The sequence below is a fragment of the Actinomadura darangshiensis genome (genome assembly GCF_004349235.1).
Lineage (GTDB): Bacteria > Actinomycetota > Actinomycetes > Streptosporangiales > Streptosporangiaceae > Spirillospora > Spirillospora darangshiensis.
Genome location: NZ_SMKY01000058.1, coordinates 1 through 13695, shown reverse-complemented (window position 1 = coordinate 13695; position 13695 = coordinate 1). Strand labels below are relative to the sequence as shown.

The window sequence follows — 13695 nt, the reverse complement described above, 5'->3', positions numbered from 1 at the left end:
CTCACACCGTCGCGTCCATGGCCTTCCGGCGGCGGCGTAGCGCGCCGATGACCGCGTCGATCACCAGGAAGGCGAGCAGGGTGATCCCCAGCAGCGGGACCGCCCACCCCACGAACAGGAGGACCGGGACACCGATGAGCAGGAGGGTGCGCGGGAAGCTGCGCCAGGCGCCGCGCGCGGGAGGCCGCCCGACGGGTGAGCGCCGGTCGGCGCGGGTGGGGCGGCGCTGCCACCACATGCGGTGGCCCCAGAAGACGATCCCCGGCAGGCCGAGCGCGGTGGCGGCCAGCAGGAGCTGGTTGGGCAGGCCGAACAGCTTCCCCCGCGTCCGTCCTCCGCTCAAGGAACGCCAGGGTGCGCCACAGCGTGTACTACGAACCGTAGTACACGCTGTCGCGCCTCCTCTTCGCCCTCCCGCTCAGAGGAGGGAGCGGCTGATTATCAGGCGTTGCACCTCGCTGGTGCCCTCGTAGATCGTGGTGATGCGGGCGTCGCGGTAGAGGCGTTCGGCTTCGACGCCGCGGATGAAGCCTGCGCCGCCGAGGATCTGCACGGCGCGGGAGGTGGTGCGGATGCTGGCCTCGGAGGCGAACAGCTTGGCCATCGAGCAGGTGGCGCCGGCGTCGGCGTCGCCGTCCAGCAGGTCGGCGCCGTGGCGGATCAGTTCGCGGGCGGCGGCGTGGTCGGTGGCCATGTCCGCGAGGGAGAACGCGACGGCCTGGAACTCGGCGATCGGCTTGCCGAACTGGCGGCGGGATCGGGCGTGCTCGCGGGCGGTGTCGAGGGCGGCGCGGGAGATGCCGTTGGCCAGGGCGGCGATGCCCAGCCGTCCCTTCTCCAGGACGGACATGACCGCGCCGAAGCCCGCGCCCTCCTCGCCCAGCAGCGCGTGGGCGGGGAGCCGGACTTCGTCGAAGACGAAGCCGCCCACTTGGGAGGCGCGCTGCCCCATCTTCTTCTCGTGGTAGGCGCGCGTCACGCCGGGCAGGGCGGTGTCCACGAGGAACATCGACATGCCGCCGCGCTTGCGCTTCTCGGGGTCGGTGACCGCCAGGACCATGGCGAAGTCGGCCACCGGGGCGTTGTGGATGTAGATCTTCTCGCCGGTGAGGAGCCAGCCGTCGCCGTCGCGGCGGGCGCGGGTGGACAGGGCGCCCAGGTCCGAGCCCGCCTGGGGTTCGGTGAGGGCGTAGGCGCAGCGTTTCGTGCCGGCCAGCAGGTCCGGGAGGTAGGTCTTCTTCTGCTCGGCGGTGCCGAACCGGGCCAGGAGGGAGCCGACGAGTTCGACCAGGCCGCACTGGTCGGCGATGCTCGCGTAGCCGTAGGACAGCTCTTCCATGACGGTGACGTAGTCGGCCACCGTTCCGCCGGACCCGCCGTCGGCCTCGGGCACGGTGATGCCGAAGAGACCGAGCTCGCCCATGCCCTGGTAGATCTCGGCGGGGAAGCGTTCGGTGGCGTCCAGGTCCTCGGCGGCGGGACGGATCCGCTCGGCGGCGAAGGACCGCACCATGTCGGTCAGGTTCATGCGTTCTCCTGGACGTCGACGAGCTTGAGGACGTGCGTGGCGACCAGGCACAGGTCGCCGTCCTGGTTGGTCACGCGGATCTGGGAGTAGATCTTGCGTTCGGCGGGGTCCACGCGTTCGGTGGTGTACCGGACGGTGATGGTGTCGCCGAAGAAGACCGGACCGGTGAAGCGGACGCGGTCGTAGCCGTAGGAGACGGCGTGTTCGTTGGCGCGTTCCAGGGCGCGGGTCGAGGCGGTCGAGGTGTAGCCGAGGATGAGGACGCCGTGGGCGATCCGCCGGCCGTAGGGCGTGGACCGCATGTACTCGGCGTCGACGTGGTTGGGGGCGAGGTCGCCGGTGACGCCGGCGAACTGGTAGACGTCGCTCTCGGACACGGTCTTGCTGAAGGTGATGGCGTCGCCTTCGGTGAAGGGCATGCTCGTCTCCTCAGGTCAGGGCGTAGCCGCCGTCCACGGCCAGGATCTGGCCGGTGACGTAGCGGGCGGCTCCGGACAGCAGGAACAGGGCGGGGCCGGCCATCTCGGCGGGGTCGGCCAGGTCGCCGAGCGGGATGCGCTCGCGGATCCGGGCGGCGCGGGCCTCGTCCGCCAGCAGCGGCTCCGTCATGGCGGTGCGGACGTATCCGGGCGCGATGCCGTTCAGCCGGATTCCGTCCGCCCCCAGCTCGACGGCGAGGCCGCGGATCAGGTGGGACACGGCCGCCTTCGTCGTCCCGTACGGGACGATGCCGGCGACGGCGCGGTCGGCCGACATCGACGACACCGCCAGCACCGACCCGCCGCCGCGCCGCCGCAGGTGCGGGACGGCGGCCCGGATCATCCGGTACGTCCCGCCGAGGTTGGTGTCGGCGAGGCGCTGCCAGTCGTCTTCGGCAATCTCGGCTCCGGCGGTGCGCACCTGGATTCCGGCGGCGAGGACGAGGTGGTCGACGCCGCCGGTCTCGTCGAGGACGCGGGCGGGCAACTCGGGGTCGCGGACGTCCCCGATCAGGGCGCGCCCGGACGGGGAGGGATCGCGGTCGAGCGACCACACCGTCGCGCCCGCTTCCGCGAGAGCCTGCGCGATCGCCGCGCCGATCCCGCGGGCCGCGCCGGTGACCAGCGCCGTCCGGCCGGTGAAGTCGAAGCGCGGCTCAGGCATCCGCCGGCTCCCTGCGTCCGGTGAAGCCCGACACCCCGGCCTCGTACTCGGCGGTGAACATGGTCTGCTCGACCATGGTCTCCAGCGCGGCCCGGACGGCCGGCAGGCCCTGCTCGACCAGCGCGCGGTTGGCGAACCGCTTGGCCTGCCCGGTCGCGCCGCGCGCCCCGGCGGTGACCTCGGCGGCGATCTCGGCCACGGTCGCGGTGAGGTCCGCGTCGTCCGCGACATGGGTGATCAGGTCGGCCTCGCGGGCCTCCTCGGCGCTGATCGGACGTGCGGTGAGCGCGAGGCGCTGGGCGAGCCGCCGCTGCCCGAGGTAGGGGGCGGCGCCGGCGAACACCGTCGGCCACACCCCGACCCGCAGCTCGGGGAGCCGGAAGGTCGCCGAGCGCGCCGCCACGGCCAGATCGCAGAACTGGACCAGCTCGACGCCGCCGCCGAGCGCCATGCCGCCGACCTCGGCGATGATCGGCAGCGGCGTGGTCGCCATCGCCGTGAAGGCGGGCAGCATCGTGTCCAGGAAGTAGGCGCGGGCCTGCGCCCGGGTGCGGCAGGCGGACATCGCCGCGATGTCGTTGCCCGCGCAGAAGGCCCGTCCCTCCGCACGCAGGACGATCGCATGGACGTTCTGGTCGTCCTCCGCCGCACGGATGTGGTGGTGCAGGGCGCGCCACTCGTCGGCGTCCATGGCGTTCAGCTTGTTCGGACGGCCCAGGGTGAGCGTCACCAGCCGCCCGTCCCGCATGGACTTCACTGTTCCTCCAGGGTTTCGTCGTCGGTGTCGACCCACCGTCCCCGCGCGGCCGACGCGTACAGCGCCGCGACGACCCGCTGCGTGGCGAGGGCCGAGGCGCCGCTCGCGAGCGGTTCGCGGCCGGACGCGAAGGCGTCGAGCGCGTCGTCCAGGACGGCCTGGTGCCAGCCGGCGGGCATGAGCGAGGGGTCGGCCGCGGTGGCGGTGCCGTCCTCGCGCGCGACCGCCTCCGCCGTTCCGTCGGCCCGGTGCAGGACGAGTTCGCCACCGGTGAGCACGGCCGTCCCGCCCGCGCAGGCCAGGGTGATGCGTTCGTCGCGTCCCGGCGGGGCGGCGGTCGTGGCGTTGAGCGTGACGATCCGGCCGTCGCCGTAGTCGAGGATCGCGGCGAGCGTGTCCTCGGCCTCCATGCGGTGCAGGGCGGACGTGCCGGCGTGGGCCATCACGCGTTCTGGTGTGCCGACCGTCCAAAGGAACAGGTCGAGGACGTGCACCGCCTGCGTGATGAGCACGCCGCCGCCGTCGCGCGCGTACGTGCCGCGTCCGGGCTCGTCGTAGTAGGACTGCGGCCGCCACCACGGGACGTCGATGCCGCCGCCCGTCAACGGACCGAGATCGCCGTAGAGGTCTTTCAGGGCCCGGCCGGCCGCCTTGGCGCGATGCTGGAAGCAGACGGCGAGCCCGGTGTCCCGGGTGACCCGCACGAGTTCGGCGGCGCGGCGCAGGCCGATGTCGAGCGGCTTCTCGACGATCACGTCGATGCCGCGCGCGGCGGCCTCGCCCGCCAGTTCGAGATGCGTGCCCGGCGGCGACAGGACGAGCGCCAGGTCGACGCCGTCTTGCAGTGCCGTCTCCGGCGGCCAGCACCTGCGCGCGTCCGGGAACCGCTGCCGCACCTTGGCCGCACGGTCCTCGTCGCGCGTGGCGACCGTGACGACCTCGCAGTCGGACCGTTCCAACGCCGCCAGATGCGGCGCCGCCGCCAGCCCGGCGCCCAGGACCGCGACCCGTCTGGCGGTCATGACGCGGCCCCGGTCAGGAGCGGGCTGGTGCCGACCAGATCGGACCGCGTCATCAGGACCTTGAGGTGGTCCGCCGGGCGCTCGGTGAGGGCGGCGAACGCCTCCGCCACGTCGGGGAGGGCGAAGACGCCGGTGCGCAGCGGACGCGGATCGACCTTCCCGTCCGCGATGAGGGCCACCGCGTCGCGGAAGTCGTCCCGGACGTAGTTGCGGCAGGCCACCATCGACAGCTCGCGCGCGTAGAACCGCTCGTAGGGAAGGTCGAGGCGGTGGCCGGGCTTGGCCGCGCCGATCGCGACATAGCGTCCACCGCCGGCGAGCACCTCGGCGGCGACCCCCGCGGTCTGCGTGGCCGTGACGGTGTCGTAGACGAGGTCGACCTGCCCTGCGCGCTCGCGCGTCCAGGCGACGAGGTCGTCCCCCGCCGCGGTCGTGAACTCCTCGAAGCCGAGCCGGCCGAGCACGGCCCCGCGGCTCGCGTGCAGGTCGGCGAACAGCACGCGTTGCACGCCCCGCGCGCGGGCGGCCATCGCGGTGGCCGTCCCGATCGTCCCCGACCCGATGACCAGCGCGGTGTCGCCCTCGCGGACGCCGCCCCGGCCGACCACGTGGCAGGCGACCGCGACCGGCTCGACCAGCGCGCCGTGGTCGGGGCCGACGCCGTCCGGCAGCGGGACGCACTGGCCGGCGTCCACGGCGAAGCGCTCGGAGAAGCAGCCCGCCGGGGCGGACAACCCGAGCACGGTCATGCCGGCGCACTGGTTGGTGCGCCCGGCGGCGCAGGCCCGGCACACCCCGCAGGACAGCGTCGGATAGACGACCACGTGCCCGCCCTCCTCGATCCCGCTGCCCGCGGGCGCCGCGAGGACGCGGGCGACGCATTCGTGGCCCGGGACGGTCGGGTACCGCGCGATCGCGTTGGTCCCGCGGACCAGCGAGAGGTCGCCGCCGCAGATCCCCGCCGAGTGCAGCTCCAGCAGGACCTCCCCCGGCCCCGGCTCCGGCTCGTCCGCCTCCACGACCTGGACCACGCCCGGCCCGGTCACCCTCACCTGCTTCATACCGACTCCTCCTTCACTCACCGGCCCACGGCAATCCCACTGGCGCCCGCCGCCTCCTGACGGCCAGAAGACCACCGCGTCCTCAAAGACGGAATACCTCTCGTCCTCACGGTCGGAAGACCTCCGCCGGCATGGGGCGGGGGGCGCGGATCACCGGCCGGAAGGCCATGTGGGGCAGGATGTCGCGGTCGATGTCGACCCCGGCCGCCACCTCGGTCAGCTCGATCCCTTCGCAGGTGAGCCGGAAGACGGCCCGTTCGGTGACGAACAGCGCCTCCCTGCCCTCGCGGAGGGCGAACGGGCCGGAGTAGGTGATCTGCTCGACGGCGTCCACGAACTTGGGGACCTGCCCCTCCTCGCGGATCGCGATGCCGCCGTCCCCGACCTCCACCCGCAGGCCCTTGGCGGTGAACGTGCCGCAGAAGACCGCCTTGCGCGCGTGCTGGGAGATGTCGACGAACCCGCCGGGGCCGATGACCCGGCCGCCGAACTGGGAGACGTTGACCGAGCCGGACGCGTCCGCCTGGGCGAGGCCGAGGCAGCAGACGTCGAGCATGCCCATGCCGAAAAGGTCGAACTGGGTGGTGGACGCCACGCGCGCCGACGCCCCGCGCGACATGCCGAACAGGTCGCCGGACGCGGGGACGCCGTTGAAGAGCCCCTGCTCGATGGCGATGGTCACCTCGTCCAGCCGTCCCTGCTGGGCCAGCACGTCGACGACGTGGGCCGACATGCCGAAGCCCACGTTCAGGACGGCGCCCGCCGGCACCTCCATGGCCGCGCGCCGCGCGACGGCGGCGCGCACCGGGTCGGAGAGGTCGACGGCGAACGCGGCGTCCGCGGGTCCCGCCAGGGCGGGGTCGTGCTCGGCGACGTAGGTCTGCCGCTGAGCCGGGCAGACCGTGATCGCGTCGACCAGCGTGCCCGGGATGACGACGTCGCGGGGGTCGAGCGGGTCGTCGGCGATCCGCTTGACCTGGGCGAGGACCCGGCCGCCGGAGGCCCGCGCCGCCTGGGCGACGGCGCGGACGTCCAGCAGGGCGGCCTCGTCCCGGCAGGTGATGTTGCCGTTCCGGTCGGCCTCGGTGCCCCGGACGATCGCGACGTCCACGGGGAACGGGCGGTAGCGCAGGTACTCGCGGCCGTCGAGTTCGAGCAGCTCGACGATGTCCTCGGCGGCCGCGTCGTTCATCCGGCCGCCGCCGTGCCGCGGGTCGGCGAAGGTGTGCAGGCCGGTGCGGGTGACGAGGCCGGGGCGGCGGGCGCCGATCTCGCGCAGCAGCAGGCTGATCGCGCCGGACGGCAGCGCGTAGGCCTCGATGAGGTTCTCGGCGGCGAGCTTCATCATCCGCGGCGACCAGGTCCAGTGGCCGCCGATCACGCGGCGGACCATGTCCTCGTGGGCGAAGGCGTTGGTGCCGAGCCGGTCCCGGTCGCCGAGCCCGAGCGCGTGGACGAGGGTGGTGCCGCGCGGGGACCCGGTGGCGAGGAACCGCTCCTCGGCGGCGGCCAGCAGCGAGCCGGGTTCGAGGACGCCGCCGCCGGATCCGGTGATGGCGACGGTGGCGCCGTCGGGGATGCCCGCCACCGCGTCCGCGGCGGAGACGAGCGGGGGTCTGGATGCCATGGGCGCTCCTAACGCTTGTAACCGGTTACACAACTATCCGAGCGGGATTCTGTCAAGAGCAGGTCAGGGAGGGGCAGGTCAGCCGGACTCGGCGGAGCGGGGCCCGGCCGTCGACCGCCGGAACACGGGCTCCGAGGCGACCACCGTGCGCGCCCCCGGCCGGCCCCCCTCCAGCAGGCCGCGCATCGCCTGCCAGGCGGCGGACGCCGCCTCCTCCTGCGAGGTGTGCACGGTCGTGAGCGATGGTGACATGAAGCGACCGAACGGGATGTCATCGTAACCGGTTACGGACATGTCGTCCGGTATCCGCAGGCCGCGCTCGTCCAGCGCCGCCATCAGGCCGATCGCGCTGAGGTCGTTGTGCGCGACGACCGCCGTGCACCCGGTCTCCAGCACCTGGCCGGCGACCCGGTGCCCCGCCTCCACCGTCGCTCCCGCGGGCACCTCGCTGACCCGCAGGCCCCGCCGGCGGTAACCGCGCAGCGCGCGCCAGCGCTCCTGCTCCTGCCAGGAACGCGCGGGCCCGTGCAGGTAGGTGACGTGCTCGTGCCCGAGGTCGACCAGGTGCTGGACGAGTTCGCGCATGGCGCCGTGCGCGTCCATCACCACGGTCGACACGACGGGGTCGTCGAGCTTGCGGTCCATCACGAGGACCGGCCGGCCCCGTCCGACCAGCTCGCGCAGCACGCCGGGGGCGGACCGCGGCGCGCACAGGACGAGGCCGTCCGCCCGCTCCAGCAGGCTCAGCCCGAGGTCGCGCTCGGCGGCCGGGGACTCGTCGGAGTCGGCGACCAGGACCTGGTAGCCGTCCCGGCCCGCGTCGTGCAGGACCTGCTTGATCAGCGTGTAGAAGTGCGGGTTGGCGAGGTTCGGCACCAGCATCCCGACGATGTTGCTGCGCCCGCTGGCCAGGCTCTGCGCGACGACGTGCGGCCGGTAGCCGAGCTCGTCCGCCGCGGCGTGCACCCGCCGGGTGAGCTCGGCCGACACCCCCGCCGACCCCGCGAACACCCGGGACACCGTCGCCACGGAGACCCCGGCCAGCGCCGCCACGTTCCGGATGGTCGGCCGGCCACCGCCGTTCCCCCGCTGCGCAGCCACCTGACTCCCTCACACCTCGCACCGTCCGCCATGACGGTATCGGACGCGCGGCGGCGGTACGCGGGCCTCCGGGCACCCGCGTCACTCCCCGTACAGCCCGGGCAGCCATTCGGCGAACCCCGGCACGTAGGCGAGCAGGATCATCGTCACGAACATGATCACGATGAACGGCGCCATCGGCTTGACCAGCCGCGCCATGCTGACGTTGGCGATGCCGCTGACGATGAAGCAGGCCGTGCCGAGCGGCGGCGTCACCAGCGAGATCCCGATGATCGCCAGGGCGAGGACGGCGAAGTGCAGCGGGCTCATGCCGGCCTCCTGCGCCAGCGGCAGGAACAGCGGCGCCAGCACGATGAGCGCCGGCATGCCGTCCAGCAGCGCGCCGATGATCCAGAAGACGACGATCAGCACGAGGGTGAACAGCAGGTAGTTGCCGGTGAACCCGGACGCCCAGTCGGCGAGCGAGACCTCGACCCGGTCGTAGGCCAGCATGTAGGCGAGGATCTGCGCGACGCCGACCAGCACCAGGACCACGCCGCTGGTCTTGCCGACCCGCACCAGCATGCCGCCCCATTCCCGCCACGGGATCGTCCGGTACGCCAGGGCCAGCAGGGTGGAGTACAGCACCGCGATCGCGGCGGCCTCGGTCGCGGTGAACGTCCCGCTGAAGATGCCGCCGAGGATGACCAGCGGCGCGACCAGCGCCGGGACGGCCCGCCCGAACGCCCGGCCGAGCGCGCCGAAGCCCGGCGCGACGCGCTCCACCGGCGGCTCGACGAACCGCGCGTACCACAGGATGACGATCACCTTGCTGATCGCGACGACGGCGGCGGGCAGCAGCGCGGCCAGGAACAGCTCGGTCACCGACAGGTTCGCGACGGTGGCGAGCACGATGATCGTGATGGACGGCGGGATCAGCACGCCGGTGCCCGAGGACGCGGCCACGATCGACGCCGACCACTCCCGGCGGTACCCGGCGCGCTCCATCGGCGGCAGCATCGTCGACCCGATCGCCGCGGCGTCGGCGTTGACCGACCCCGACAGGCCCGAGAACACCATGGTCGAGCCGACCACGCTGATCCCGAGACCGCCCGGCAGCCAGGCCACGCAGGCGTTGACGAACGCGACCAGCCGGTCGGCGGCGCCGGAGCGGTGCAGGATCTCGCCGGTGAGGATGAACAGCGGGATGGCCAGCAGGGTGAACGACTCCAGCCCGGCGAACATGGCCTGGGCGACATTCTGGACGGGCAGCCCGGAGACGATGGCGTCGATGAGGCCCGTCGTGCCCATCGCCGCGGCGATCGCCGTCCCGCCGAGGACGAGGACGGCCAGGACGGCCAGCAGGATGACGATCACAGCGTGCCCCCCGCCGCCTCGATCGGGTCCGCGGCCGCCCGCCCGGCGGTGCCGGGCGCGTCCGCGGCGTCGTCCGGGCTGAGCGTGAACGCCTGGACGGCCACGTGCAGCAGGGCGAGTCCGGTGCCGACCGGGACCGCGGCGAAGACCGTCCAGCGCGGGATGCCCGCGGGCGACACCGCGTCGAGCTCGCCGAACACCATCTGCGCCCCGCCGTAGCAGAGGCCGCCGAGCAGGAACGCGAAGACGGTGAGCTGCGCGAGCCGCACCGCGTACAGGACGCGGCCGGACAGGTGCTCCTCGATCAGCGTCAGCGCGACGTGGCCGCGCTCGCGGACGCCGACCGCGAAGCCGAGGAAGGCCGACCAGACGAGGAAGTCGGTGGCCGCCTCGGTCGACCACGACAGCGGCCGGTCGAGCAGGGCGCGGGAGCCGATCTGGAGCAGGACGACGACCACGATCCCGCAGAGCGCCGCGGCGAGCACGGTGTTCTCCGCCTTGGCGAGCAGGGAGGTACGGGGCGCTGGCACGGGCCTCATCTCCAATCCGTGAGCTGGAGCAGCGACCCGAAGGTCGCCTTGTGGCGGGTGTAGACGCCGGCGACGGCACGCCGGAACGCCTCGGTGTCCGCCTCGTTGACGTGGGACCCCGACCCCTGGGCCGTCTTCAGGTACTCCGCGTCCGACCGCACCCACAGCTCGCGCTCGTGCTGCTGGGCCTCGTGCCCGGCCCGCAGGATCGCGTCCTGGTGGGACGCGCTCTGGGAGCGGAACCACTGGTCGCTGACCAGCAGCGGGTCCACCGAGTAGAAGTGGCGGGTGTAGGAGTAGTACTTGGCGACCTCGTTGTGGTGCTGCTGGACGTAGAACGTGAGCGAGTTCTCGGCGGCGTCCACCACGCCCTGCTGCAGCGCGGAGTAGATCTGGTTGGTCTCGACCGGCGTCGCCTGCGCGCCCAGCGTGTTGAACGTGTCGATCATGATCTGGTTGGACTGGACGCGGATCTTCAGGCCGCGGATGTCGCCGGGCTCGTGCAGCGGCCGCTTGGTGTTGTAGATGTTGCGCTCGCCGGAGTCGAACCAGCCGAGCAGCCGCAGCCCCTTGCGCTCCAGGATCGCGCCCAGCCGCTTGCCGAGCTCGCCGTCCTGCGCCGCGTACAGGCTCGTGCGGTCGGTGAAGGCGTACGGCAGCGCGAAGATGCCGAGCCGCCGGTCGTACACCTCCAGGTTGGCCATGCTGCTCTTGGCGACCTCCAGGGTGCCGTTGCGCAGCTGCTCGTTCATGCGGTCGTGGCTGCCGAGGACGCCGTTGGGGTAGACGTGGCCGGTCAGCTTGCCGCCGGTGAGCGCGTTCAGCCTGGTCAGGAAGTACTTCTCGGACACGACCTCGGGGTTGTGCTCGTCCACGGTGTCGCCGACGCGCAGGGCGCCGCCGCCCAGGCTGGTCCGCAGCCCGGCCGCGGCCGGGGCGGCCACCGCGCCGAGGCCGACCAGCCCGGCCGCGAGGAAGCCGCGCCGCCGCATCCCGGGCGACGCCGGCGGCACGGGGGTGGGTGGTGAGTTGGCCATGGGGCCTCCCGCAGGGGCGTCTCGAATCCGATGTAACCGGTTTCTTGGTCGCCCCTTCCTAACCTGGACGACACGCCACCGTCAAGACCGCGCGGCGGCCACCGTGGCCGATCCGATGATGATCGCGTGCTGCGCAAGCCCTGACACAGACGGCTGCCGCCGGTCCCCGTGGGAGGACCGGCGGCAGGTAGGGCGGGGTCAGGAGGCGTTCACGGCCACGTCGTCGATGACGAAGCTCGTCTGGAGGTAGGCGTCCTCCGTCCCGGTGAAGGAGAGCGTGACGCTCTTGCCCGCGTAGGCGGAGGCGTCGATGCTCTTCTGGACGTATCCGGAGCCGGCGTCGAGGTTGGAGAAGGTCGCGACGGTGGTGCCGCCGACCTTGACGCTGAAGGTGTCGTAGGCGGTGCCGGGCGCCTCGTCGGTGTCAACGTGCAGGTAGAACGACAGGGTCGCCTTGCAACCCGACGGGATGGCCACCGACTGGGAGGCCGAGTCGGTGTGGCTCTGCCCGTACCCGTCGAACCAGGCGTAGTGCGTCCCGGTGCGGGCGCTCTCGCCGTCGCTGTTGGACGACACCACACCGGACGTGGTGGTCCACGGCGAGGTACCGCTCTCGAACCCGCCGTTGGAGACCTTGTCGCCCGGCGAGGAGCAGCCGCCGCCGGGCGGGTTGACCGTCCACGTGAAGGTGGCGGTGCCGGTGAGGCCGGACGTGTTCTTGGCGGTGACCGTGACGGTGCTGGAGCCCGCGGTGGTCGGGGTACCGGAGATCACGCCGCTGGACGCGTTGATCGACAGCCCGGCCGGCAGCCCGGTCGCGCTGTAGGTCAGGGTCTCGCCCTTCGGGTCGCTGGCCTGGACGGGGAGGTTCACCGCCGTCCCGACCGTGCCGGACTGGTCGCCGGGGCTGGTGACGCGGGGGGCGTCGCCCTGGCCGGGGCAGTCGCCGGGGACCGGGTCGGAGCCGGTGACGTCGACCGCCGCCCAGGCGGCGTCGATGGTGTTGTACTCGGTGCAGTGGGTGCCGTACAGGTCGGCCGCGGCCTTGAGCGAGTCGGTGCGCGCGTCGGCGTAGTTCTCGTTGCTGTTGGCGTAGGACGCGAGGGCCTTGAACCAGATCTTGGCGGCCTTGTCGTTGCCGATGCCGGTGACCGTGGAGCTGTTGCAGGTCGGGCTGTTGCCGTACCCGTGGTCGCCGCTGCCGACGGCGGCCAGGAAGAACCAGTGGGTCAGCGGGCCGAGCGAGTAGTGCGGGTCGAGGTCGCCGTTGTTGCTGTCGTAGCAGTTGGGCGACTGCCCGTCGAGCGACGGGTTGTACATGTACCGCAGCGGGTCGCCGTTGCCGTAGATGTCGATGAGCTCGCCCATCGTGTACTCGGGCTTGTCCACGGGGTTGTTGGCGTAGAACTCCACCATCGTCCCGAAGATGTCGCTGGTGCCCTCGTTCATCCCGCCGGTCTCGCCGTTCTCGTCCCAGCCGACGATCGCGCCGCTCACACCGTGGCTCATCTCGTGCCCGGCGACGTCGATCTCGACCAGCGGCCTGGCGTTGTTCTCGCCGTCGCCGTAGGTCATCTGGGAGCCGTCCCAGAAGGCGTTGACGTAGGCGTTCCCGTAGTGGGTGCGGGACGGGACGCCGCGGCCGTCGCCGAAGATGCCGTTGCGGCCGTGGACGTTCTTGAAGTAGTCGAACGTCATGGCGGCGCCGTAGTGGGCGTCGACGCCGGCGGAGGCCGGGTCGTTGTTGGAGCCGTTGCCGAACTCGCCGGTGGAGTTGCTGAAGACGGTGCCGGTCCCCGACGTGGCGTGGTTCAGGTTGGTGGTGTACCCGTTGCCGTGCGACGGGTCCCGCATCGACCACGTGCTGCCCGACTGTGTCAGGTCGAGGTCGACGGTTCCGACGTAGATGCCGTGCCCGCTGCCCGCGGTCACCGCGGACGGCTGCGGTGCCTTCGCGGCGGACCGGATGCCGGAGGGCGCGAACGTGGAGACCTGGTCCGTGCTCTGGACGACCCGGCCCTTCTGCGCGTCGACCAGCACGTTCAGCTTGCTCGGTGTCTGGTCGGTTCGAACACCGGACACGATGGTCTTCCAGACCAGCGTGGCCGACCGGCCCTCCGTCTTGACGGCCAACTCCGGCTTGGAGACGGCCGAGACCTTGCCCTTGAGCTGCTTACGGGCGACCGCGGCGGCCTCGCCGGCGCGCACCGAGGGCGTCGTCCGGATCGCGCCCGAGGTGTCGGACGCGGTCTCCAGCCCCAGGTAGGAGCCGTTCGGCTTGAGGTGCACGATGAGGTCGCCGCCGTAGACGGGCAGGCCGCGGTAGGTCCGGTCGAACCGGACGTCGGCCGCTCCGTCGCGGCTGACGGCGACCGACCGCACCGTGTAGCGCTGCCCGCCCGCGTGGTGGGCGCGGCCGGGATGCGCGGCGAGGGCCTTCTGCGCGCGGGTGACCGCCCGCTTGCGGTCGGACGGGGACGGGTTGAGCGTGAAGGGCGGCGCCTTGAAGGCGGAGCGCCCGGCCGGCTGGGGA

At 72.6% G+C, this 13695-nt stretch carries 13 protein-coding genes; all 13 read right to left on the bottom strand.

From position 1 onward, the window contains the following. Window position 1: 1 nt before the first annotated feature. The gene (locus E1293_RS15395) at window positions 2–343 is read right to left on the bottom strand and encodes a hypothetical protein (protein ID WP_132198077.1); all 342 of its coding nucleotides are present in this window, start codon (window positions 341–343) and stop codon (window positions 2–4) included. A gap of 75 nt (window positions 344–418) precedes the next feature. Next, the gene (locus E1293_RS15390; RefSeq protein ID WP_132198076.1) at window positions 419–1528 is read right to left on the bottom strand and encodes an acyl-CoA dehydrogenase family protein; all 1110 of its coding nucleotides are present in this window, start codon (window positions 1526–1528) and stop codon (window positions 419–421) included. Next, window positions 1525–1947, bottom strand: coding sequence for a MaoC family dehydratase (locus E1293_RS15385; RefSeq protein ID WP_132198075.1), 423 nt, complete (start codon window positions 1945–1947; stop codon window positions 1525–1527). The genes E1293_RS15390 and E1293_RS15385 overlap by 4 nt, the downstream gene beginning before the upstream one ends. Before the next feature lie 10 nt (window positions 1948–1957). After that, on the bottom strand, window positions 1958–2671 hold the full coding sequence (locus E1293_RS15380) for an SDR family NAD(P)-dependent oxidoreductase (RefSeq protein ID WP_132198074.1): 714 nt from the start codon (window positions 2669–2671) through the stop codon (window positions 1958–1960). Continuing rightward, window positions 2664–3419 carry an enoyl-CoA hydratase/isomerase family protein gene (locus E1293_RS15375; RefSeq protein ID WP_243716245.1) on the bottom strand — a complete coding sequence of 252 codons (756 nt, stop codon included), beginning with the start codon at window positions 3417–3419 and terminating at the stop codon, window positions 2664–2666. Before E1293_RS15375 ends, E1293_RS15380 begins: the two co-directional genes overlap by 8 nt. Window positions 3420–3424: 5 nt before the next feature. Next, window positions 3425–4450, bottom strand: coding sequence for a Gfo/Idh/MocA family protein (locus E1293_RS15370; RefSeq protein ID WP_132198072.1), 1026 nt, complete (start codon window positions 4448–4450; stop codon window positions 3425–3427). Then, the gene (locus tag E1293_RS15365) at window positions 4447–5511 is read right to left on the bottom strand and encodes a zinc-dependent alcohol dehydrogenase (RefSeq protein WP_132198071.1); all 1065 of its coding nucleotides are present in this window, start codon (window positions 5509–5511) and stop codon (window positions 4447–4449) included. Before E1293_RS15365 ends, E1293_RS15370 begins: the two co-directional genes overlap by 4 nt. Before the next feature lie 106 nt (window positions 5512–5617). Then, window positions 5618–7138 (bottom strand): acyl CoA:acetate/3-ketoacid CoA transferase, encoded by a 1521-nt coding sequence (locus E1293_RS15360; protein ID WP_132198070.1) that lies wholly within the window; start codon window positions 7136–7138, stop codon window positions 5618–5620. Window positions 7139–7216: 78 nt separating this feature from the next. Continuing rightward, on the bottom strand, window positions 7217–8239 hold the full coding sequence (locus E1293_RS15355; RefSeq protein WP_132198069.1) for a LacI family DNA-binding transcriptional regulator: 1023 nt from the start codon (window positions 8237–8239) through the stop codon (window positions 7217–7219). A gap of 81 nt (window positions 8240–8320) precedes the next feature. Next, window positions 8321–9595 carry a TRAP transporter large permease gene (locus E1293_RS15350; RefSeq protein WP_207938873.1) on the bottom strand — a complete coding sequence of 425 codons (1275 nt, stop codon included), beginning with the start codon at window positions 9593–9595 and terminating at the stop codon, window positions 8321–8323. Further along, window positions 9592–10134 carry a TRAP transporter small permease gene (locus E1293_RS15345; RefSeq protein ID WP_132198068.1) on the bottom strand — a complete coding sequence of 181 codons (543 nt, stop codon included), beginning with the start codon at window positions 10132–10134 and terminating at the stop codon, window positions 9592–9594. Before E1293_RS15345 ends, E1293_RS15350 begins: the two co-directional genes overlap by 4 nt. Beyond that, window positions 10131–11162, bottom strand: a complete 1032-nt coding sequence (locus E1293_RS15340) for a TRAP transporter substrate-binding protein (RefSeq protein WP_207938872.1) — start codon at window positions 11160–11162, stop codon at window positions 10131–10133. The genes E1293_RS15345 and E1293_RS15340 overlap by 4 nt, the downstream gene beginning before the upstream one ends. A 198-nt stretch (window positions 11163–11360) precedes the next feature. After that, window positions 11361–13695: M4 family metallopeptidase (locus E1293_RS15335; protein ID WP_132198067.1), on the bottom strand; the 2335-nt coding region annotated here is incomplete at its 5' end.

Excerpts from the sequence above, each read along its gene's own strand:
- E1293_RS15390 (WP_132198076.1), bottom strand. The coding sequence starts at position 1,528 with ATGAACCTGACCGACATGGTGCGGTCCTTCGCCGCCGAGCGGATCCGT.
- E1293_RS15375 (WP_243716245.1), bottom strand. The coding sequence starts at position 3,419 with ATGCGGGACGGGCGGCTGGTGACGCTCACCCTGGGCCGTCCGAACAAG.
- E1293_RS15340 (WP_207938872.1), bottom strand. The coding sequence starts at position 11,162 with ATGGCCAACTCACCACCCACCCCCGTGCCGCCGGCGTCGCCCGGGATG.
- E1293_RS15385 (WP_132198075.1), bottom strand. The coding sequence starts at position 1,947 with ATGCCCTTCACCGAAGGCGACGCCATCACCTTCAGCAAGACCGTGTCC.
- E1293_RS15365 (WP_132198071.1), bottom strand. The coding sequence starts at position 5,511 with ATGAAGCAGGTGAGGGTGACCGGGCCGGGCGTGGTCCAGGTCGTGGAG.
- E1293_RS15370 (WP_132198072.1), bottom strand. The coding sequence starts at position 4,450 with ATGACCGCCAGACGGGTCGCGGTCCTGGGCGCCGGGCTGGCGGCGGCG.
- E1293_RS15345 (WP_132198068.1), bottom strand. The coding sequence starts at position 10,134 with ATGAGGCCCGTGCCAGCGCCCCGTACCTCCCTGCTCGCCAAGGCGGAG.
- E1293_RS15380 (WP_132198074.1), bottom strand. The coding sequence starts at position 2,671 with ATGCCTGAGCCGCGCTTCGACTTCACCGGCCGGACGGCGCTGGTCACC.
- E1293_RS15360 (WP_132198070.1), bottom strand. The coding sequence starts at position 7,138 with ATGGCATCCAGACCCCCGCTCGTCTCCGCCGCGGACGCGGTGGCGGGC.